Raw genomic sequence first — 21,649 nt, 5'->3', positions numbered from 1 at the left:
TGGGGCTCATGCCGGGGATTCGAACCTTTGCCAAACAGGGGCACTACCTCGCCGGTGAAAAAACAGTGGAGCACAGGAAAGCAGCCCACCGCCTATTGCCGTCACTAGTGCCCTCCACCAGTTCCAAGACCGAAGAACATCTCTTCCCTCAGTGCCGCCACGTGTTCCTGGGTCACCGACATGGCCTCCAAGGGATCATGGCGCCGCAGAGCGTTAACCAGCTGCCGGTGGTGGCCTCGGCCAGCTTCCAGCTTCTCCTGCGGATAGGGCACGAAGTACTTGAGCAGTTCTTCGTAAGCGGCGAGGTAGGTAGGTACCTCGGGAAGGTCGCTGATTTCGGCAAGCAGGCGGTGGAAACGGGTATCGGGGATGTGGTGCTCATGCCAGCTTGCAGCACGAGCCGATTGGCTGATCAATTCTTCCAACTCTTGGCACTGCTCCTCGGTGGCGCGTAGTGCGGCCTGCGCAGCAACGGCGCATTCCATGAGGCTGCGCTGGTCGATCAAGCGGAGTACCGCATCTTCATCTGCGCGGAATGCCTGGACCGAGGAATCATTGAGTTGCGGCGGATCTTGCACCACGAAGGTCCCGCCGCCTCGTCCAGGACGCCGTTCCAGCACCCCGTCTGCCACCAGGCTTTCCAGCCCGCGACGAGCCGTGATGACGCTGACTTCAAGGCCGGCGGCGATCAGCTGGGTACTTGGCAATTTGCCGCCTGGGGCAAGCAGCCGATGTTCGACCGACAGCAGGATTCGTGCACGGACCGTTTCCATCGCCGTTAGCCGGGTAACAGCTGCGGAGCCCGGTGCCGCATGCAGCAATCGCTCGGCTTCACGTTTCTCGGCATTAGCCGAACCCGGATTATTTTTCGCCGTCATGTATTGAGTCTATCGATTGCATCACATACATTTGTATAACTGCTCATATTGATCAGTTATACATCTCGGAAAGAAGTTCATGGTGCCTCGAGAAATCATTGCCGGTTTGGCCCAACGCACTCCGCTGCCCGTGTCGAGCTCGGTAGACGGTTTTGCCGAGGACGTGGAGGCAACGCTAGAGCGTTTCGGAAGGCTGGATTTGCTGGCTTACCCGGAGATGCACTTGCACGGCACCGAGCATCTGCCCGAAGCCGAGCGGAGCGCAGCGTTGGTGAACGCCGCGGTCCCGCTGGATGATCCGTTCATCGCGGCCCTCGGCCGGATCGCGGAAGAACACCGGATCTGGCTCTGCCCGGGAAGCATCGGTGAACGCGACGCTGCCGGCGGTTACTACAACACCCAGCTACTCTTCGCCCCGGACGGAACACTGGCGGCCAGCTATCGCAAGATGTTCCCTTGGCGGCCCTTTGAACCGCATCAGCCGGGCACCGAATTCGTGGTGGCCGCACTGGACGGCTTTGGCCCGGTCGGTTTGTCCAACTGCTACGACGCGTGGTTTCCCGAGCATTCCCGCCATCTCGCGTGGATGGGCGCCGGGGCCATAGTGAACGTCGTGAAGACCACCAGCGATGACCGCGAACAAGAACTGGTGCTGGCCAGAGCTAACGCCATCGTGAATCAGGTCTACATGCTCAGCGTGAACTGCGCCCACCCCGCCGGCCGGGGCCGCAGCATCGCGGTGGATCCCGAAGGCATGGTGCTAGGCGAAGCCGGGCTGGGCGAAGACACGCTCGTGGTGCGAGTCGATCCAACCAGATTACAGCGCGTACGCGAGCAGGGCACGGCCGGAACTAACCGGGTCTGGTCCCAATTGCAGCCTGGAGATCAGCCCATCAAGCTGCCTATGTACAACGGCATGCTTGATCCCTCCCGTTGGGCCCCGGGTCCCCGCTCCTAGATCGTTTCCCTCTCACCTCCCCTACTGAAAACAACGGAGTTTTCCATGTCCACCACCACTGCCCTCACACGCACCTTGACGTTGCCCTCGCTGGTGATCTTCGGCCTGGCCTATCTGACACCGCTAATTGTCCTGGGCATCTTCGGGGTCATCGCATCGCAAACCGGCGGCGCCAGCGCCAGCGCCTACCTCATTGCCTTGCTGGCGATGCTTTTCACCGCCAACAGCTATGGGCGAATGGCAGCCGCCTACCCCGTAGCGGGCTCTGCCTACACCTACGTACGCAAGACTATCGATGGCCGGTTGGGTTTCCTGGTCGGCTGGGCCACCATGCTCGACTACCTGTTCCTGCCCATGGTGATCTGGTTAATCGGAGGTTCCTACCTGCAGGCGCAGTTCCCTGCTGTGCCCATGCCGGTATGGATCCTGGGCTTCATTGTTGCCACGACAATCCTGAACATCGTGGGCATCAAGGTGGCCGACCGGGTGAATCTGGTCCTGATGTCCTTCCAGATCCTGGTCATCGTCTTCTTCGTGGCTCTCTCCGTGGCCAGCGTCGTCGGCGAGCAAGGGGCTAACGGACTGGCCAGCGCCACTCCGTTCACCGGAATCGATGCCACCGCCGCTGGCATCGCCGGCGGCGCGGCCATCGCTGCCTATTCCTTCCTCGGATTCGATGCAGTGACCACGTTGACCGAGGAGACCGTCGAGCCGCGGCGCACCGTACCCAAGGCGATCATGCTGATCGCGCTGATCGGCGGCGGCATCTTCGTGGTGGTGGCCTACACCGTGCAGCTGGTGCATCCGGGCGGCGTCTTCGAGAATTCGGAGGCGGCGGGCTTCGAAATCGCCCAGCAGGTCGGCGGCAATCTCTTTGGAGCGGTGTTCCTCGCCGCCCTGGTCATTGCCCAATTCACCTCGGGCATCGCGGCCCAAGCCGCCGGCAGCCGGCTGCTCTACGCCATGGGCCGTGACGGGGTGCTTCCACGCGGCTTCTTCGGCAAGCTGAACGCCCGGTGGAGCACCCCGGTCTTCTCGATCCTGGCCATTGCCGCGGTGGGCCTGATCGCCATATTCATGGACGTGGCCACCTCGACGTCATTCATCAATTTCGGGGCATTCATCGCCTTCATCATGGTCAACGCCTCGGTGATCGTCTACTGGGCACGAGAACGCCAAGCCGGCAGGCAGCTTAACCCGCTGCTCTATGTCCTGTGCCCGGCCATCGGCGTGTTGGTGATCGGATTCCTGCTCTTGCAGCTGGATATGCACGCGGTAGCCATCGGCTCGATCTGGCTGGTCATCGGCGGGATCATCTTGGGCTTCACGACCAGGGGATTCAGGCGCCAGCCACCGCAGATGGCACTGGATGACCTGGAAGGCGCGGTCCAGCAGTAAATTCCTCCCGCGAGCCACGAACAGTGGCGACCCCCGCCTACAGAGGGAACGGCAAATGCCAAGCCCGACCGGCAGAGCAGTCCTCCAGCTCTGCCGGTCGGTTGCTCTGCCGGCGCCGACAACAGCCAGATCAGGCGCGCGGATTCACGATGATCTTCACATGCTCTTCATTGTTGTTAATCAACTGGTCGAAACCTTCGGACACCAGCCCGTCAAGTCCGATCCGGCCGGTAATGAAGGGCGCCAAGTCCAGCTTCCCGCCCTGCACCAGCGCTATGGTGTCCGGATGATCGCTGGCGTAGCCGATGGTTCCCCGCAGATCGATCTCTTTCAGCACCAGCTTGGGCATGTCAACTGGTGGCTTATGGCCCCAGATCGAAACGTTGACGATCACCCCGCCCGAAGACACCGCATCCAGGAGCATGTCCAGCACCGCAGGAACCGAGGAGCACTCGAATCCGACATCGGCGCCGCGACCTCCGGTTGCGTCGCGCACTTTCTGCGCCACGTCCCCGTCCCGCGGATCGAAGACATCATCGGCCACCCCGGTTTCGCGGGCCTTGGCCTTGCGGGCTTCGGAAAGCTCCGAGACGAAGACCTGAAGCCCCTTGGCTTTAAGCACCGCAGCGGTCAGCAATCCGATCGGACCGGCACCACCGACAATGGCAACCTGCCCGGCTTTGGCCCCCGATCGGACGAACGCATGGTGGGCAACCGACAGCGGCTCTATTAGTGCGGCTTCATCAAGCGGGATCCGGCCGATGGGGTGCACCCAGCGGCGTTCGACCACAATTTTCTCCGAAAGTCCGCCACCGCGGCCGCCCAAGCCGATGAAGTTCATATTCTCGGACAACTGGTAGGGCTGTCCCTGGCTGGTGTCCACGTCTTCATGAACGATATAGGGCTCTACCACCACGTTTTCGCCGATTTCGAGTCCGGTGACTCCTGGCCCCAGGGCCGTGACGGTTCCGGAGAATTCATGGCCCATGGTGACCGGTGCGCTTTCACCCGAGATCGGGTGAGGCTTCCCGGCCGGCGGGATGAAGATCGGCCCTTCAAGGTATTCGTGCAGGTCGGTCCCGCAGATACCGCACCAGGCCACGTCAATGGCCACCCTGCCCGGCTTCAGTTCCGGCTCGTCGATGTCCTCGATCCGGATGTCCCGCTGGTCGTAGTATCGTGCTGCTTTCATTGAGTTTCCCCTTAGTGGTTTCAGTGCTGCCCGGGCCAACGGTCGACGAATTGCCGTTCTCGAGGCCCAACCTACTGGCGCGCCCGGGTCTTGTAAACCGTTGCAATAGGTTTCAATGACATACCCCGGCCCCAGCAGAACAGACCGACCTCGAGTTCCAGCTGCCTCTCGTGGATAGTCTGCAGTGGAACCGTGGCGTGCAGAGCCGATCCGTGCGCACAATGGACCATGGACATCATGACTGTTGGGCAGCGCTCGCGGCTCATGTCGCGGATCCCCGGCAAGAACACCCGCCCGGAACTCGCCTTGCGAAGTCTGCTGCATGCCGCTGGCTACCGTTTCCGGTTGCACGGAGCATTGCCTGTCCGGCAGTTGGCCGCGCTGCGCAAAGAACACCAGGAAATCCTTTTGCGCGGGGGCAAGCTGCCTGGCTCGCCGGATCTCGTCTTCAGCGCCCGGAACAAAGTGATTTTCATGAATGGCTGCTTCTGGCACGGTCACGATTGCCCTGCGGGCCAACACCGCCCCTCATCCAATGCTGAATACTGGAGCCCGAAATTGGATTCCAACATCGCCCGGGACAAGCGCAAACGGCAAGATTTGGCATTGCTTGGATGGGATTCGCTGACGCTGTGGGAATGCGAACTGAAATCGATGGACGAGGTCCTGCGCAGAGCTGCGGAATTCCTGGGGCCTCCACGCAATCCGCGGAGCATGTAGTTCGAGCGGCTATCCGCCTCTGCCCTGCTGTCGATTGGCTTGCCCAAGACCCCGAGAGCAGCCAACAATCCGCCCCGCCGTTACGGCTAGCGGCGGCGGCTTTCTGACAATCGGGTTATTGCTGGCTAAAATTGCAATCCGGTGGCCATACTGCCGACGAAAACCTAAGAAACCGAAGGATCTGATCATCGCCAGAATATCGAAGCGGCCCAACGCGTTCCCTAAGGTCCATGAAAACTAGCTCCCCTCGCTTCGAAGTTCCCGTTCTCCTCGGAACCCAGACGCTGTTCAATATCGGCTTCTACGCGGTGGTTCCATTTCTTGCCGTGGTCCTCACCAATGATTTCCTGCTGGCCGGCACCGCGGTGGGACTCATTCTGGGGATTCGCACCTTCGCCCAGCAGGGACTCTTCCTCGCCGGCGGCAGCCTGGCGGACCGTTTCGGCGCACGAAAAATGATCCTCATCGGCTGCGCGGTTCGCGCGGCCGGGTTTTTCACCCTGGCCGCCTCGTTGTGGGCCAGCACCCCGGTGCTTTGGATGTTCGTTCTCGGAACCCTGCTGACCGGATTTGGCGGAGCGCTTTTTTCTCCCGGGCTCAATGTCCTGGTGGCCGCGGCCCAAGCAGCCCGAGAACGCGGAAAGCCGGCCGAAACCAAACGCACCACGCTTTTTGCCTGGCTGAGCATTACCGGCGAAATCGGCGCGGTCACCGGACCGCTGGTCGGGGCGGCGCTATGGGGCTGGGGCTTCTCGACCGTCGCAGGATTCGGGTCGGTCTTCTTCGTCGCCATCGGCCTGTTCTTATGGGCCAACCTGCGCCGGGATGCCCCAGGGATTTCCCCACGGAGCGCTGGCAATGATTCGGTGCAGCGAAGCATCCCGAAGAGCAGTCTGCGTGCATGCCTGAAAGACCGCAGATTTGTGGCGTTCTGCGGTTTGCACGCGTCGGACCTGTTGGCCTATAACCAGCTCTACTTGGCCATTCCTCTGGAGCTGGCGCGCATGGACTTGCCCACCCAGTGGCTGGGCCTGGTCTTCGCCTGGATTTCCATTCTGACGCTGACCTTGCAGTTGCCCGTTGCGTGGCTCGCCACCCGTCTAGGTCCGTTCATAACCTTGCGTTTCGGGTATCTCTTCAGCGCACTCGGGTTCGCGGTACTCGCGTTCGCTCCCGACTCTGCCTTCGGCGGCGAACCCGGAGCGGCACGGATTATGTGCGCGGTAACCCTGCTGACGCTGGGACATATGAGCGTGCACCCCACCGCGCTGAGCCTGGTCCCGAAATTTGCCGGCACACGTGCCACCGGTTCCTACTTCGGCTTACTGTCCAGTTGCGGCGGGCTGGCGGTACTGCTGGGAAATATGCTCATCGGCTGGCTGTTGACTCGGGCCGGCCAGGAGCTGCTGCCCGGATACCTGCCATGGATGGTTCTGGTTGTTCCGCTGATCTTGGCTTCCATTTGTGCGTCGCGCCTCGTGCGTCGAGTCGGCACCTCCGCCCGGCATTCGTGAACTACGACATATTAGGTAAAACGACGCAGAATTTCCACGCCAATCATCAACTCCGCACTACTCAGGCAGTTATCTCGCTTCCAATCAAACAGCTCTGTTTTTACTCTGCTTTTTCTATGGGCTCAGGACAGCCTCTCGGTGCGGCTAATTAGGGTACGCTTACCAAGGCCCTAACGCTTTAGAAGCCTATTCATTACGTAATGCCGAAGGATTTCCATGAACTTTGGACGTTTGAGCGCAGCCGCCGGAATCGCGGCCGTTGCACTCGCGCTGACCGCCTGCAGTACCTCCACGCAGAATGCCGCACCGGAGCAGGCCGCGGATCAAGACGCTCGCGTAGTTGTGGCCAATTTCCGCGCGCCGGTGTCCAACTGGGCGCTGGAAAGCGATGATGCCTACGTGCTGTCCATCTCCGGGTGCTTGGAAACCCTGACCCGGTATGACCAGACCGAGAAAAAAGTCGAGCCGATGCTTGCGGCATCATGGAAGCAGTCTTCCGATACGCAGTGGGATTTTGAGCTCCGCCCGGACGTGAAGTTCCAGGACGGTAGCGCGTTGGATGCGAAGGCCGTGGCCGCATCGTTGAGCCACGTGCTCGAAGCCGCCGCGCCGGCACGCGCCATCAACCCCAAGACCATCAGCAAGGTCGCAGCTCTCGATGCCGACACCGTCCGCGTCACCACGCCAGCTGCTGATCCGCTGTTGCCCTACCGCATGGCAAGCGTGAATGCCGGTGTCCTCTCCCCTAATGCCTATACGTCCAAGGGCATAGACCCGTTTGGCCACTGCACCGGACCGTTCACCCCGGTCTCCGAAAAGGCCGGCCAGTCACTGACCCTGGACCGCAACGAGAACTACTGGAACGGCACCGCGAAACTGGCCGGCGGCGAAATCCGCTACATCACCGAGGGCGCCACGCGCGCAACCCAGGTCCAGACCGGAGAAGCCGACATCTCCATGTCGATTCCGGCCACCAGCTTGGCCACCTTGGAATCGGATGACTCGGTGAGCGTGCTCAAAACCGATTCTCCACGCACCGCGACGCTCTACCTGAACAACTCACGGGCACCGTTCAATGACGTCAAGCTGCGCAAAGCGGCAACCATGGCGCTAGACCTGCCCGCCATCGCCGCAAGCATTTACGAGGGTGCCGCGCAGCCCGCCACCGGCCCCTTCGCGCCAAGCGAAAGCTGGGCCAATCCCGACTTGGCCGTCCCCCAGCTGAATCTGGACGAAGCCAAGAAGCTGGTGGCCGATTCCGGGTATGCGCAAGATCAGCCGCTGGAGATTATCGCGATCACCGAACGCGCTGAATTCGCCGGGGTCGGCGCCATCATCCAGGAGCAGTTCAAGCAGATCGGCCTCCAGGCCAACGTGGTCACCAAGTCCTACGGCGCCGCCGAACCAGATGTACTGGCCGGCAAGTACGACATGATCCTGAGCCAGCGCAATCGCATGATCGATATTGCAGACCCCATCGGGTTCCTGCAGGCGGACTACACCTGCCAGGGCGGCTACAACCTGAGCCACTACTGCAATGAGGATTACGACGCACTGATTGCCAAGGCGGCCAGCGAAACCGACGAGGCCACGCGCCACCAGCTCTACCGCGAGGCGGGAGACATCCTTGCCGAGGATGCGGCCAATGTGTGGCTGGTCAACGAACAGTCCATCGACGCCGTCGGCGACTCGGTCCAGGGCTACGTCCAGGACCCGCTCACCCGCTACGTGTTGACCAAGGATCTGGCGAAGACCAAGTAAGTTGCTATCCCTCTCATCGGCGCTGCGCCGAGTCGTAGGACTCGGCGCAGCGGTCCTGCTTTCGTCCTTCGCGGTATTTCTCGTACCCTTTGTCTCCCCCGGAGATCCGGTGCGCGCGCTGCTCAGAGCGCGCATGGACATCGGAGCCGCGGATGAGGCGGCGGTGCAAGCCTATGCCCAGCAATTTGGCCTGCATGACCCGATGCTGATGCAGTTCGGTCGCTGGCTTGGCCGGTTCTTCACCGGCGACATGGGGGTCTCTTTTGTCAGCGGAACCCCGGTGGTCGACCAGGTGCTGCCCGCCATTGGCGTCACCCTGGCTTTGGCCGGCTGCGCCCTGCTGGTGGCCATCCTGGTCTCCATAGTGCTGGGTGTGCTTGCGGCCACCCGTGCCGGGCAATGGCCGGACCGGATCATCACCTCGGTGACCCACGCGCTGATTGCCATTCCCGAATATGCGCTGGCTCCGCTGCTGGTCTTGCTCTTCGCGGTGCGCTGGTCCTTGCTTCCGTCGGCCGGATTCGAATCCCCCGCATCATTGGTGCTTCCGGTGTTCGTGCTGGCACTGCGGCCGATCAGCTTTTTCAGCGTGGCGGTACGCTCGGGCGTGCAGCAGGCGCTGGATTCTGAACATGTGCTGGCCGCCAGGGCCCGCGGCCTGAGCCGAAGCCAGGCGCTGATCCGCCACGTCATCCCCCATGGCCTGCTTCCGTTGTGGACCATGGTCGGGGTGTGGTTCGCGGGACTGCTGGGCGGTTCGGTCATCGTGGAAGTCATTTTTGCCATCCCGGGAATGGGACGGCTGATCTTCGACGCCATCGTGGACGCCGACATCCCGGTTGCCCAGGGCGGGGTTGTGGTGGTCGTGGCCTGCGCCGTGCTGGCCACGGGGATCATCGATCTGGTGCACCGGCTCAGCGACCCGAATGTGCGCATTGGAGTACGCCATGACTAAAAAATCTCTTCGCGGGCTGTTGTTCAACCCGCCGGTGATCGTCCTGCTCATCGTTTTGTTCGCGACCATCTCGGCGCCGTGGATTTCACCTTTTGACCCGGATGCGCAAAGCCTCTCCGAACGTCTTGAATCGCCGAGCTGGGCACACCTGCTAGGCACCGATGCGTTGGGACGCGACACGTTGAGCCGGGTGCTTCACGGTGGACGCTTCTCCCTGGCCGTGGCGCTGATTACCACGCTGTTCTCGTTGCTGGTGGGTACCTGTCTGGGCCTGCTCAGCGCGCTGCGCGGAGGCTGGCTCGACGAGATCTTCCTGCGGGTCAACGACCTGCTGCTGGCGCTGCCGGAGATCGTGATTGCGCTGCTGATCATCGCGGTGATGGGCCCCGGATTCACCACCATGGTGCTCTCCGTGGGCGTGGTGGCCTGGACTCCCACGGCACGTTTGGTGCGTTCGCTGGCGGTGCAGTCGCTCTCCACGCACCATGTAGAAGCATCCAAGCACGTGGGTGCCTCACGCTGGTTCATCCTGCGCCACCATGTGCTTCCCTTTGTCGTCGGCCCGGTGCTGGCCCAGGCAGCGTTGCGCTTTGGCCTGTTGCTGGTCTTGCTCGGTTCGCTGTCCTATTTGGGCATCGGCGTCCAGCCGCCGCAGTCGGACTGGGGGTCCATGCTTGCCGACGCGCAACCACATGCAACTCGTTCGCCCTGGGGTCTGGTTGCACCGGGTGCGGCAATATTCTTGGTGAGTTTTTGCGTGACCCTGCTGGGCAACCGCATCACGCAAACGCTCAACGGGCAAGATGTCCTCGCGGCCGGGGCCAAGGCGGATCTGAATGACTAAAGAACTTGAAATCATCGAATTATCGGTCAGTGCCGGAAGCAAATCGCTGCTGTCCAAGGTCAGCTGCTCGGTGCGCGCCGGCGAACTAGTGGCCGTCGTCGGACGCTCGGGTTCCGGAAAAACCTTGCTGACCAAGGCGATCATGGGCCTTCTGCCGGCGCAGCTGCGCGCCGAGGGCGAAATCCTGCTCGGCGGCGAACGCATTGACCAGCTTGATGACAAGGGCATGGATGCCGTGCGCGGGCGGCGCATCGGCATGCTGTTCCAGCAGCCCAAGCGAGTCATGAACCCGCGCCTCACCGTCCGCGCGCACCTGCTCGAGGCCCTCGGCGCGCACGGCGCCGGCAAGGCCCGCAAGCACGACGCCCAGGTCGAAGCCTTGCTCCATGAAGTGGGGCTCGCCCCGGCCGCGGAGATCGCCGGCAAGCGTCCCGACCAGCTTTCCGGTGGCATGACTCAGCGCGCCATGCTGGCCATTGCCTTGGCGGGGAACCCGGAGTTCATTCTGGCCGACGAGCCTACCTCTTCCTTGGATTCCATCCTGAAATCCGAAGTTCTGGAATTACTGCGGCGCAAGCAGCAAGAACGCGGACTGGGCATTTTGCTCATCACCCACGACATCGCCAGCGTCCGGCATATCGCGGACCGAATCGTCGTGGTCAGCGACGGCGAGATCATTGACCAGTGCCCCACTGCCATGATCTTCTCCAAGGACCGGCACGCCAAAACGCGTGAACTGGTTGATGCGACCCAGGCTGGGCCGCGGCAGCGACGCGAAATCAGTTCCGGATGCATCCTCGAAGCCCGTTCGGCCGGCAAGAATTACACGCGCCGGGCCAAGGGCCGTGCGGCTCTGGAACCCACCACGCTGCGTTTGCATACCGGTGAAATTCTCGGCGTGGTGGGGCGCTCGGGCTCAGGAAAAAGCACCTTCGCCAGATTGCTCGCCGGCTTGGAGAAGCCAACTAGCGGTCAGATCCTGAATCATCATGAACACATCACACCCAATGCCGTTCAAGTCATTGCGCAAGAGCCATTTTCGTCTTTTGATCCTGCCCTGACGCTTCGCAAGAGCCTGAGTGCAGCGGTGCACCGATTGCCCGTGCTAGAGGCCACGAAGATCGTTGAGAATGCCATGACCCAGGTTGGGCTTCCTCAGCAGCTGCTGGATCGAAAGCCTGGCCAGTGCTCGGGCGGCCAATTGCAGCGCATGGCCATAGCCCGCGCCCTGCTGGTCGCCCCGCAGGTGTTGATCTGTGACGAATCGACCTCTGCGCTGGATTCCGTGGCCCAGCGCCACATCTTGGACCTCCTGCTGGAGCTGCGCGATCGGCTGGGGTTGTGCCTGGTGGTCATTTCCCATGACATGGACGTGATCCGCTATGTCAGCGATAACGTGGCCGTTTTCTACGAAGGCGAACTCGTTGAGCATCGCAGCCTCGACGACTTCTTGGCCTCCGCCGAACATGAACACAGCCAGGATCTGGTCGCCGCGCTCAGTGCTTCGAGCGGGATTTAAGCAGCGTCAACTTTTTCAGCTGCCGTGCTCCCTGCCAAGGTGCAGGAGTGCGGCCACTGAAGAACTATCCATAACTCTTGCGCTCTGACTAGGTCGGCTTATAGATTGATGGGCTATGACCAAAACTTTTTCTAGTCTAAATTCCGTGACTCGTCTCCTGCCGGTGTTCGCGCTCAGCGCGGTGTTGCTCACCGCTGGATGCTCCGCCCCTAATCCAGGTCAGAGCAACGACGCGGCAACCGCGGCAGGTGATACCCGGTTGGCCAGCGTCAGCGAATCGGGAATCCTCAAGGTTTGTACCACCGGCGATTACCGGCCATTCACATATCTTGACCCGGAAACCGGAGATTGGTCGGGAATCGACATCACGATGGCCAAGGATCTCGCCGAATCGCTGGATGTCGAAGCGGAGTTAATCCAGACCTCTTGGAAGGACCTGATGCCGGACTTCCTTTCCAAGTGCGATATCGGCGTGGGCGGTGTCTCCATCTCTATGGAACGCGCCCAGCAGGCCTACTACAGCGAAGCCACCCTGGATGAGGGCAAAACTCCCATCACGCTGTGTGAAAATGTTGAAAAATACGACACCGTGAAGGAAATCAACACGCCCGGTGTCCGCTCGATCACTCCCATAGGCGGGACGAACGAAAAATTCGCAGAGGCGAATTACCCGGAAGGCGAGATCATTCGTTTTGAGGACAACAATACGATCTTTGATGAAATCATCGCCGGGCGTGCCGACGTGATGACCACCGATGCCTCGGAAACGCGTTGGGTAGCCAATGAACATCCTCAGCTTTGCGCCGTGCATCCGGATAAGCCATTCAACTTCTCGCAGAAGGCCTATTTGCTTCCGCTGGGTGATGACAAATTCCAAGAATATGTTGATCAGTGGCTGAACATGGCCAAGCACGACGGCACTCTTGCCGCCGCGGAGAAGCCATGGTTCGGCTAGCCGATACCGGTTAAAACGAACAAGCCGCATTCATCCGATAAGTATCGGGTAGATGCGGCTTGTTTCTATTCACCTTTGGCTGCGCCGGCGTCTAGTTCTGCCAGAACGGGTAGTCCGTGTAGCCCTCGGCACCTTCGGTGTAGAAGGTGGCGGCATCCGGTTCGTTCAGCGGCAGCTCTTCGCGCCACCGGCGTACAAGGTCGGGGTTGGCAATGGCGGGGCGCCCCACCACAACCGCATCCGCCCAGCCGCCAGCGGCCACCGCGGTGGCGTCCTCATAGCTGGTAATCGTTTGGAACCCGGTATTGAGCAGCACCGGCCCACCAAAGGTGGTGCGCAGACCCTGGACGAGGTCCCCCGATGGTTCCTTGTGCAGAATGCTCAGGGCGGCCAGGCCAAGCGGGGCGATTGACTCAAGCAAGGCCGTGTACGTCGCGGTGACGTCGGCTCGATCCAGCTCGGTGGCACCCTGGATGTTGTGCTCGGGAGAGATCCGCAGTCCGGTCTTTCCAGCGCCGATCGCGTTGGCCACCGCCTTCACTACCTCGATGACGAAGCGCGCGCGGTTCTCCGGGGACCCCCCATAGTTGTCGGTTCGGGTGTTTGAGCTCGGTGCGAGGAACTCGTGCAGCAAGTACCCGTTGGCACCATGCAGCTCGACCCCGTCAAATCCTGCGGCCATGGCATTGCGCGAACCCTGCACAAATTCCTCGATGATTCCCGGCAGTTCAACGGTTCCAAGGGCGCGAGGCACCGGGTAGGGGTGCTTGCCCGTGTAGGTCCGTGACTCGCCTTCCACTGCGATGGCACTGGGCGCGACAATGTGGTCCTGCCCGGTGGTCCCCGGATGCGTCACTCGTCCGGCATGCATTACCTGGGCAACAATGAGTCCGCCCTCGGCATGGACCGCGTCGGTCACCTTCTTCCAGCCGGCGATCTGCTCCGCGGTGACCAGTCCAGGCTGGCGGACAAAACCCTGGCCGGTAACGCTGGGATAAACGCCTTCGCTGACAATCAAACCCATCGATGCGCGCTGCCGATAGTACTCGACCACCTGGTCATCGGGGACGCCGTCCTTGCGTGAGCGTGAACGGGTCAGCGGTGCCATGACTAGTCGATTGGAAAGGCTGAGATCTCCGAGCGTAAGCGGCGAGAACAGATCCATAGGTAGGACTCCTGAAGATTGTAGTTGCTTCGTGCAACCTGCCAGCCGGGAACTATATTCCTGCTTCACAGCGCAAGTGAGATGGATTACGCGCCGATTTCGAAGCGCGTAGACCTGCTTCCGCGGCGAATCTTCTCTCGGCGTCCAACGCAGCAGAGCGAGTAACGGCGCTGGAAGCTGCGCCGTTACTCGCTCCGTTTGGCATCACTAATCCGCAGCGCACCCACCAGCCGCCAAGCGGCAGCCGCCGGGACTTGCGGACGCGGTGCAATCCTTAGTGCATGTGGCTTCCGCCGTTAATATCAATAGTGGTGCCGGTCAGGTAGGAGGCGCCGTCCGAGGCAAGGAAACCGATAACCGAGGCGATTTCGCCGGTGGTTGCCGTGCGTCCGATGGGGATTCCGGCGGCAATTGCGGCCTCTTGCTCCTCGGTGCTGCCAACGCGGATGTTGGTGTCTACCGCCCCGGGAGTAATAGCGTTAACGGTCACTCCGGTAGCCGAGATCTCGCGAGCCAGCGCCTTAGTGAAGCCGAGAATCGCGGCCTTGGCCGAGGAATAGGGAACCTTGCCAAAAACTCCGCCGCCGCGTTGGGCCGAAACCGATGACATGTTGATAATCCGCCCCCAGCCGCTTTCTATCATTTCCGGCAAGAAGGCCTTGGATACCAGGTAGGTGCCGGTGGCATTGACGTTCATGACCTTGTGCCAAATTTCAAGCGTTGTCTCGAGGAAATCGACCGGCGAGGTTATTCCGGCAATATTCACTACCGCTCCGGTGGGCGGCAAACCTCCCGCAGCTACCTGGGCTGCCACGGCGGCCTGCGCGGTGGTTACGGATGCTTCATCGGCAACGTCGATCCGGTGGCCGAACGCGGGAACACCGAATTCTTCGGCGATATCTTGGGCAACTTGCTCGGATGCGGCGTGGTCGAGATCGAGGATCACGACTCCCCAGCCTTCGCTGGCAAAGTGGCGTGCGGTGCTGACGCCGATTCCACGGGGCGAAGTGGCTCCCGTCAGAATGGCGGTGCGCTGGATTTGCTTCATTGCTTTCCTGCTTTCGTTTCGGCTTCTCCTGGCGATGCTTCGGAAAACCTAAGTGAGCGATGGGCGCAGCCTTGCCGGAGCACCCTCGATGCATGTGGTGCACACCACCTTAGTTAAGTTTACTGTTAACAGTCAACTGTTAAATTAGCCCTTGACAGAACTTGTGCTGGTGCTCACACTTCTAATAGTGTTGACTGTCAACAGTGAATGCTTTCCTCCTCCCACAAACCACGAAGGGACCCACTCATGAGCAGCGAAGCTCTAAACATGCGCGGTCCGATCCACGGCACCAAGGACGCCAAGCGCGTTGCGGTAGGTTCCAGTGTCGGAGCCACCATTGAAACCTATGACTTCATCGGATTCGGGACCGCGGCGGCCCTCTACTTCGGCCATACGTTCTTCCCCGGAACAGACCCCCTGACGGGCACCCTCGCAGCCTTTGCCACCTTGGGCGTCGGCTTCGCGGCCAGGCCCTTGGGCGGCATTATCGGTGGCCATCTCGGCGACAAGATCGGCCGCAAGCCGGTGCTTGTGACCTCGCTGATCGTCATGGGCTTGGCAACCTTTATGATCGGGCTGCTGCCGACCTACGAGCAGGTAGGCGTCTTGGCTCCGGCCCTGCTGGTCCTCGTGCGCATCGTCCAAGGCTTGGCCTTCGGAGCCGAATGGGGCGGAGCTATTCTGATGACCTACGAACACGCCCCGTGGAAGCACAAGGGAAGGTTCACCGGCATCGTCCAGTCCGGATTCCCGGTAGGGCTGTTGCTGGCAAACCTGGTATTCCTGGTCAGCGTGCAACTGCCCGGCGACTGGGGTTGGCGAGTGCCATTCTTGGCCAGCATCCTGCTCGTCATCGTGGGACTGGTCATTCGTTCGAAGGTTCCGGAATCCCCGGTTTTTGACGATGTCAAAAAGGCCGGCGAAATCGTCAAGTCACCCATCAAGGAAGTCATCCGCACCGATTGGCGCAATATCCTGCGCGGCATTGGGCTGCGCATCGCTGAAACCGCCGGTTACGCGGTCTCCATCACCTACATGATCTCCTACCTGCACACCACCGGTTTGGCGGCAAACTGGGAGACCCTCACCGCCTTGAGCATCGCCTCGGCCATCGGCATCTTCGCCACCTACAGCTGGGGCAGGCTGACCGACCGGGTAGGCCGGCGATCCGTCTACATTCTCGCTTGCAGCTTTGCGGCGCTCTTCGGCATCCCGATGTTCCTCATGGTGAACACCGGCTCATTCTTAATGATCATCGCCACGATCGTCATCGCCTACGCCGTTTGCCAAAACTCGATGGCAGGAGCCCAAGGCGCCTGGTTCCCCGAGCTCTTCCAAGCCAAGACCCGCTCCTCCGGCGCCTCGCTGGCCTACCAAATTTCAGCCATGGTTTCCGGCTTCACCCCGTTCATCACCACGCTGCTGTTCATCCAGTTCGGCTGGATGGGCCCGGCAACCCTCTTTATCTGCTACGCGGCCATCGGCCTCTGGGCGGCATTGATCACCAAGGAAACCTGGGGTCCTCGCGAGCGCCAGCTAGCTAACGAAGCCGTCGCAGCCCACCCGCAGACGAGCAGCGTCTAATAACTCCATTCGACCAGGGCTCCCGCTAAATAACTTCTGAAAGGACATACAGTGGCAATCACAGCCATCAAGGACAAGACGTTGAATCTCGATCAGCGCACCAAAGAAGTACGCGACGCCGCGTACCGCATCCGCCATCACGCGCTCAATATGGGCGAAGTCCAAGGCCAGGGCTACGTGGGGCAGGCATTGGGCGCAGCAGATATGTTCGCCTCCGTTTATGCCGACCAGCTGGCTTTCCGCCCCGCAGAGCCCGAGTGGGAGGACCGGGATCGCTTCTTGCTTTCCACCGGCCACTACGCCATTGGCTTCTACGCCGCACTGGCCGAGGCCGGCATCGTTCCGGTAGAAGAGCTGGAAACCTACGGATCGGATGATTCCCGGCTTCCGATGTCAGGCATGTCCACGTACACCCCTGGCATGGAAATTTCAGGTGGTTCGCTGGGCCACGGCCTGTCCATCGCGGTGGGCATGGCGTTGGGGCTGCGCCACCAGCACAAGAACCAGCGAATCATCAACTTCCTCTCCGACGGCGAACTGGATGAGGGTTCCACTTGGGAAGCCGCCATGGGCGCCGAGCACCACCAGCTGGGCCAGCTGACCGCCATGGTGGACATCAATGCCTTGCAAGCCGACGGCGCTACCGCCGGGGTGCTGCGCACCGAGCCGGTGACGGAAAAATGGGAAGCATTCGGCTGGTATGCGCAGCGGGTCAACGGCAACGACCCACGGGCCTTGCTGCAGGCCTTCGACAATATCGCAGCCCAGGCCTCCAGCACCGGGCGCCCCTCGGTGATCCTTTGCGACACCAAGGTAGGCCGTGGGGTACCGCTGCTGGAAGACCGCGAGAAGGCGCATTTCATGCGCATCGAAGAAAACGAATGGCAAATCTGCCGCGAGCAACTGACCGAAGGCTTCGAAGGGAGCAACAACTAAATGTCTGCCACCGCCAAACCACGCCTGAAAACCTCCGCGATGATCGCCTCATTCGCGGAGCCCGGCCAGAAAACCGCCGCGGCGCCCTTCGGCCATGCCTTGGCCAAGGCCGCCGAAAACGACCCCCGCATCGTGGGGCTGACGGCCGATCTGGGCAAGTACACCGACATGCATATCTTTGCCCAGCAGCATCCGGACCGCTTCTTCCAGATGGGCATGGCCGAGCAGCTCCTGTTCGGGGCGGCCGCCGGGTTCGCCGAAACGGGACTGGTGCCCTTCGCTTCGACCTATTCGGTCTTCGCCGCCCGCCGCGCCTATGACTTCCTCTGCTTGGACGCGGCCGAGCCCAACCTCAACGTGAACATTGTTGGCGGTTTGCCGGGCCTGACCACCGGGTACGGACCAAGCCACCAGGCTACCGAAGATATCGCCATCTTCCGGGGCATGCCAAATCTGACCATCGTGGACCCCTGCGACTCGATAGACATCGAGCAGTCGGTGCCGCAGCTCGCCGCCTGTGCAGGCCCGACGTATCTGCGCCTGCTGCGCGGCAAGGTACCGACCGTACTGGACGAATACGACTACACCTTCGAGCTGGGCAAGGCCAAGGTCCTGCGTGGCGGAAACGACGTAGTCTTTGTCTCCAGCGGGCTGATGACCATGCGCGCCCTGGACGCGGCGAAGGAGCTAGCCAAGCACAATGTGGATGTCGCCGTGGTGCACTCCCCCACCATCAAGCCCTTCGATTCGGAAACGGTCTTGCAGGAGGTCGCCGGAGACCGCCTGGTGGTGACGCTGGAAAACCATTCGGTCATCGGCGGGCTGTTCGAGACCTTGGCCTCGACCATGATTCGCGGCGGAGTCTCCTCCAAGATTGTGCCGATCGGCCTGCCCGATGAGTTCCTGGATGCCGGCGCCTTGCCCACCCTCCATGACCGCTACGGGCTGTCGATCAACTCGATTGTCAGCAAGGTTCTGGCAGAGCTCGACTAGCTCACCGAGTAGTCCAGCAGGTTGATTCACCTTTAGGTGGGTGCGGTGTTTCCATCGCACCCACCTAAAAGAGCTAAAATCAACAGTTAACAATCAACAGTTGGATTCCAATCTTTAGGGGCACTCAATGGCCATCGCCGATTCTTCCCTGGTAGGGCTTCGCAAGAAGAGCCTGCGCGAGCAGGCCCTGATTGCCTTGCGCCGTGCCATCACCACCGGCGAGTTGCAGCAGGGCACCCATCTGGTGGAGACCGAACTGTCTGCCTCGATGCAAATCAGCCGAGGCACCTTGCGGGAGGCGCTGCGCCAGCTCGAGCAAGAGGGCCTGGTGTCCGCCGGCGAACGCGGAAGGCTCTCGGTTCGCCACCTGGACAACAAGGAAATCCAGGACATCTTTGCGGTCCGTGCCTCGCTCGAAAGCCTCGCGGCCACAACGCTGCTGCAGCGCGAGGATCTGGCTGATGCCCTCGCACAGCTGCGCGCCGCGGTGGGCAACATGGACCGGTTGGCAGGCAACGAAATCGAGGAGCGGATCGAAGCAGACCTCGAATTCCACCGCACCCTGTGCCGGCTTTCAGAGAATGACACCTTGCTGCACGCCTGGGAACAGCTCGAAGGTTCCATCCGCATGTCCATCATGTTCGGTGGATTCGAGCGCGGGGTGCGCAACATGGATGTCGCCCGACACTTCAAGCTGGTCGACACCATCGAGGCCGGGGACAGTGTTGCGGTGAATGCGGAAATTGCCGAGCATATGCGCATTGCCGCCGAAACCCTGATGAACTAGCGGCGCTCAAGCCGCGCTCAACTTCGGTCAGAACTCGATAGCGCAGTCGTCCAATAAACCAGTGCCCCGCCACGCGACGGCGAGGGCCACCGGCGAGGGGGCAGGCCGGCCTAGCGGCCCATCTCGGTGCAAACGCAGAGCCTGTTTCCCTGCGGATCCGTGGCCACCACGAAGTTCGGCGCATGGTCGTGATTCAGCCTGGCGCCGACCAGCTTGAGCCCGTCGATGATGTCCCAATGGTGGGAATGCGGCACCGAGACATCCACATGGAATCGGTTGTCATTGGGCGTATCGGTGCTTTGGAACCAGATCGCCGGTCCACGCCCGTACGGGTCGGTGAGGCTGCCGTCGTGCTGCTCCTTGTAGCCCAGCGCGGTGCGCCAGATTTCCGAGATCTGTTCCCGGTCATCGGTATCGATGGCAATTTCCACCGGCCGAATGAGATTCAGATTCGCCGGGGCTCCATGCTTCTCGGCGAGCTCGGAGATCTTTTCGGCCAGCTGGGTATCGCGCAGCGATACTCCCCCGACGTCATGCGAGACCAGTGACACGAACAAGGTGTCATAGCGCCAATCCACATCCGGATGATGGTTGGCCTCTTCGGCCAAGGCGCCGATTTCGGCGAAGAACTCCAAGGCCACGGCAGCTGAGGGGCATTTGAAGGCAGTGCGCAGAACTCCCAGCACATATCGCCAGTGCGGCAGCTGCGATAATTTGGCTTCTCGGGTTGCTTGATCCAAAACGTCTTTGTCCGACATGGTCCTCGCCTCTCGTGCATTCACGAATTCGCGGTCACCGCGAAACTACGACTCTCGCATACCGTTAGTCTCCCACCATCGCCAGGTCCTTTGAAGTGCCTGGCGACAATTAGTCATCTGCTTTCGACCCGATATCGAAATCCCAAGGCGCTGGTTTCAGTACTTCGCAGTCCTGGTGGCTGCGCGTCGGGAGCCCCCTCGAGGCCGGCCGAGGACACTCCCGGCGCTGGCGGTTAGTTTCCCTCGGGCGGCAGCTGGCCTTGCCAGTCCTCGGGTCTGCCGTTCAGCTCGCTGCGTTCTTCTGGAACGTCGAGGCGCTGCGCGGTCAGGTCACGGGGAACCATGGTGAAGCCCTGCCAATGCACCTCCATGGGTGACTGCTCTTCATCTCGCGGTACGTGGTGGTAGCCCACCGCCACCCAGGACACGACATCTTGGAGTTTCTCCCCGGACTGATTCTTGACGAAATCCAAGACGCCCCGGCCGCAAGTGCCACGGTTGTACGTGGCATAGATGTGGCAGTCATCGGCGTTGGTGAAAGCCACGTCGTAATCCGTTTCACCGTCTGCCCCATGGTTTTTCTCGTCGTCGATAAAGCTGAACCCGTCGGTTTTCCCCATGTCGATTTCATAGGACATCACGTGCCCGTCGGCATTGAGCATCCCGGGGGCGGAGACTTTCCACCAGCGCGCATCGGTCCACTGCGCCGTGGCCGGCTCGCCGATCTTGGTGTAGTTCCCTTCAACGATTGGGGACTGCTCCCCGGACTCGTTGGTGTCCTTGGTATCGTACTGCTCGACCTGCTGGGCACCGGTGCCGCCTAGGGCCCAATGGATTTTCCATACGGCATTGTGCGAATGGCTTGAGGCATGGTGCTCCTCGCCTTCGCCCACGGCGGCGCCATGCTCGGCGTCGCTGTAGTCAACCGGGGACAGGTCGCCGGTGGCGCCCAAGGCCGGCCGGATGCTCCCATCGGCGCCGAAGGTCACCTGGTTCAGGTACTCGTACCAGCCAACCTTCGACACGGTCGAAAGCTGCCAGTCGTTCTTGCGTTTGGCCAGCAGCTGGCCCACCTCGGCGGAGCGGTAGGAGAGACCGCCGTCAACGGTATCGCTGCAAAGCACCGGGCGCGATTCGATCTCGCCGTATTTGCTGCCGTCCCCGATGGTGGGAATGCCGTGGCTGACCAGTGTTCCGGGGCATTCGATCTCGGTCAGCGAGTGCATATTTCCGCCGCCGAATCCGGCGCTGGTGATATCCGATGTCGAACGGCCACCGTCATCGTAGGGAACTTCAAGCTGGGACAGCGACATCGAATCGATGATCTCCATCGGCTCGGCGTTGGGCGGGGTGAAGGTGACGTTCTCCAGCACCATTCCGAGCTTGATGTCTACGGAAAAGCACATGGACCAGTTCGCGCCGCTGGTCATGTCTTGGCCAAGCGCTTCGGACCCCTCGGAGCAGGACAGCTCGCTGATCACGCGCGAGGTGACGCCTTGATCTGCTTGCGCACGGACCGCGGTGCTCTGGTCATTTGCTGCCGAGGAGCTTTGGCAGGACACCAGCACTGCTGCACCGGCCAGCAAGCTGGCGGTTCTCAAGAGGCTTTTATTCACGAGCTCACTCATACTTCAAAGGCTTCTTACTTCGAGGCGTTTATTGTCAGTTCATTATCCGGGGCGAG

At 61.2% G+C, this 21,649-nt stretch carries 19 protein-coding genes; 13 read left to right on the top strand and 6 right to left on the bottom strand.

All coding sequences use genetic code 11. The features are described 5' to 3' along the window. Nucleotides 1–104 precede the first annotated feature (104 nt). Nucleotides 105–878 carry a FadR/GntR family transcriptional regulator gene (locus ACT3UQ_RS11160; protein WP_444635962.1) on the bottom strand — a complete coding sequence of 258 codons (774 nt, stop codon included), beginning with the start codon at nucleotides 876–878 and terminating at the stop codon, nucleotides 105–107. Between the two features lie 79 nt (nucleotides 879–957). On the opposite strand from ACT3UQ_RS11160, the gene ACT3UQ_RS11155 reads away from it, so the two are divergent. Together ACT3UQ_RS11155 and ACT3UQ_RS11150 are read left to right on the top strand one after the other, a co-directional pair. Further along, on the top strand, nucleotides 958–1,836 hold the full coding sequence (locus ACT3UQ_RS11155; protein ID WP_444637110.1) for a carbon-nitrogen hydrolase family protein: 879 nt from the start codon (nucleotides 958–960) through the stop codon (nucleotides 1,834–1,836). A 45-nt stretch (nucleotides 1,837–1,881) separates the two neighbouring features. Beyond that, complete coding sequence (locus ACT3UQ_RS11150; RefSeq protein ID WP_096286123.1) at nucleotides 1,882–3,234, top strand: APC family permease; 1,353 nt, start codon at nucleotides 1,882–1,884, stop codon at nucleotides 3,232–3,234. 130 nt (nucleotides 3,235–3,364) lie between these two features. Here the strand turns inward: ACT3UQ_RS11150 and ACT3UQ_RS11145 are convergent, their stop codons facing one another. Beyond that, nucleotides 3,365–4,426, bottom strand: a complete 1,062-nt coding sequence (locus tag ACT3UQ_RS11145; protein ID WP_105569488.1) for a 2,3-butanediol dehydrogenase — start codon at nucleotides 4,424–4,426, stop codon at nucleotides 3,365–3,367. A 228-nt stretch (nucleotides 4,427–4,654) separates the two neighbouring features. Here ACT3UQ_RS11145 and ACT3UQ_RS11140 point away from each other — a divergent pair, with 228 nt between their 5' ends. The 7 genes from ACT3UQ_RS11140 to ACT3UQ_RS11110 all read left to right on the top strand — a co-directional run bounded on the left by ACT3UQ_RS11140 (nucleotide 4,655) and on the right by ACT3UQ_RS11110 (nucleotide 12,694). Further along, on the top strand, nucleotides 4,655–5,146 hold the full coding sequence (locus tag ACT3UQ_RS11140) for a very short patch repair endonuclease (RefSeq protein ID WP_096286119.1): 492 nt from the start codon (nucleotides 4,655–4,657) through the stop codon (nucleotides 5,144–5,146). 230 nt (nucleotides 5,147–5,376) lie between these two features. Beyond that, nucleotides 5,377–6,660 carry an MFS transporter gene (locus tag ACT3UQ_RS11135; protein WP_181150495.1) on the top strand — a complete coding sequence of 428 codons (1,284 nt, stop codon included), beginning with the start codon at nucleotides 5,377–5,379 and terminating at the stop codon, nucleotides 6,658–6,660. A gap of 216 nt (nucleotides 6,661–6,876) precedes the next feature. Beyond that, nucleotides 6,877–8,421 carry an ABC transporter substrate-binding protein gene (locus tag ACT3UQ_RS11130; RefSeq protein ID WP_444637109.1) on the top strand — a complete coding sequence of 515 codons (1,545 nt, stop codon included), beginning with the start codon at nucleotides 6,877–6,879 and terminating at the stop codon, nucleotides 8,419–8,421. 1 nt (nucleotide 8,422) lies between these two features. Next, nucleotides 8,423–9,376, top strand: coding sequence for an ABC transporter permease (locus ACT3UQ_RS11125; protein ID WP_444637108.1), 954 nt, complete (start codon nucleotides 8,423–8,425; stop codon nucleotides 9,374–9,376). After that, the gene (locus ACT3UQ_RS11120; protein ID WP_105569484.1) at nucleotides 9,369–10,220 is read left to right on the top strand and encodes an ABC transporter permease; all 852 of its coding nucleotides are present in this window, start codon (nucleotides 9,369–9,371) and stop codon (nucleotides 10,218–10,220) included. Before ACT3UQ_RS11125 ends, ACT3UQ_RS11120 begins: the two co-directional genes overlap by 8 nt. Beyond that, a complete protein-coding gene (locus tag ACT3UQ_RS11115; protein ID WP_444637107.1) occupies nucleotides 10,213–11,739 on the top strand; it encodes an ABC transporter ATP-binding protein in 1,527 nt (508 codons plus the stop codon). The genes ACT3UQ_RS11120 and ACT3UQ_RS11115 overlap by 8 nt, the downstream gene beginning before the upstream one ends. 145 nt (nucleotides 11,740–11,884) lie before the next feature. Further along, nucleotides 11,885–12,694, top strand: a complete 810-nt coding sequence (locus ACT3UQ_RS11110; protein WP_444637106.1) for a transporter substrate-binding domain-containing protein — start codon at nucleotides 11,885–11,887, stop codon at nucleotides 12,692–12,694. Between the two features lie 91 nt (nucleotides 12,695–12,785). Here ACT3UQ_RS11110 and ACT3UQ_RS11105 read toward each other — a convergent pair whose 3' ends face one another. Together ACT3UQ_RS11105 and ACT3UQ_RS11100 are read right to left on the bottom strand one after the other, a co-directional pair. Continuing rightward, complete coding sequence (locus ACT3UQ_RS11105) at nucleotides 12,786–13,859, bottom strand: alkene reductase (RefSeq protein ID WP_444637105.1); 1,074 nt, start codon at nucleotides 13,857–13,859, stop codon at nucleotides 12,786–12,788. A gap of 274 nt (nucleotides 13,860–14,133) precedes the next feature. Continuing rightward, on the bottom strand, nucleotides 14,134–14,907 hold the full coding sequence (locus ACT3UQ_RS11100) for an SDR family NAD(P)-dependent oxidoreductase (RefSeq protein WP_105552654.1): 774 nt from the start codon (nucleotides 14,905–14,907) through the stop codon (nucleotides 14,134–14,136). Between the two features lie 246 nt (nucleotides 14,908–15,153). Here ACT3UQ_RS11100 and ACT3UQ_RS11095 point away from each other — a divergent pair, with 246 nt between their 5' ends. The 4 genes from ACT3UQ_RS11095 (at nucleotide 15,154) to ACT3UQ_RS11080 (ending at nucleotide 19,207) form a co-directional block, all read left to right on the top strand. Then, nucleotides 15,154–16,491 (top strand): MFS transporter, encoded by a 1,338-nt coding sequence (locus ACT3UQ_RS11095; RefSeq protein WP_105552653.1) that lies wholly within the window; start codon nucleotides 15,154–15,156, stop codon nucleotides 16,489–16,491. Between the two features lie 57 nt (nucleotides 16,492–16,548). Then, nucleotides 16,549–17,427, top strand: a complete 879-nt coding sequence (locus ACT3UQ_RS11090; RefSeq protein WP_444637124.1) for a transketolase — start codon at nucleotides 16,549–16,551, stop codon at nucleotides 17,425–17,427. Continuing rightward, entirely contained in the window at nucleotides 17,428–18,420 is a 993-nt protein-coding gene (locus ACT3UQ_RS11085) for a transketolase family protein (protein WP_105552651.1), read from the top strand. A 127-nt stretch (nucleotides 18,421–18,547) separates the two neighbouring features. Further along, on the top strand, nucleotides 18,548–19,207 hold the full coding sequence (locus ACT3UQ_RS11080; protein ID WP_105552650.1) for a GntR family transcriptional regulator: 660 nt from the start codon (nucleotides 18,548–18,550) through the stop codon (nucleotides 19,205–19,207). Nucleotides 19,208–19,317: 110 nt separating this feature from the next. On the opposite strand, the gene ACT3UQ_RS11075 is transcribed toward ACT3UQ_RS11080, so the two are convergent. Both ACT3UQ_RS11075 and ACT3UQ_RS11070 read right to left on the bottom strand, forming a co-directional pair. Beyond that, nucleotides 19,318–19,965, bottom strand: a complete 648-nt coding sequence (locus tag ACT3UQ_RS11075; RefSeq protein ID WP_105552649.1) for a 4a-hydroxytetrahydrobiopterin dehydratase — start codon at nucleotides 19,963–19,965, stop codon at nucleotides 19,318–19,320. Nucleotides 19,966–20,198: 233 nt separating this feature from the next. Beyond that, nucleotides 20,199–21,593: a copper amine oxidase gene (locus ACT3UQ_RS11070; protein ID WP_444637104.1), complete on the bottom strand. Its 1,395-nt coding sequence runs from the start codon at nucleotides 21,591–21,593 to the stop codon at nucleotides 20,199–20,201. Nucleotides 21,594–21,649: the final 56 nt, after the last annotated feature.

The sequence above is a fragment of the Glutamicibacter sp. AOP12-B1-11 genome (genome assembly GCF_052379245.1).
Taxonomy (GTDB): Bacteria; Actinomycetota; Actinomycetes; order Actinomycetales; family Micrococcaceae; genus Glutamicibacter.
This window is presented reverse-complemented; position numbering and strand designations above follow the sequence as displayed.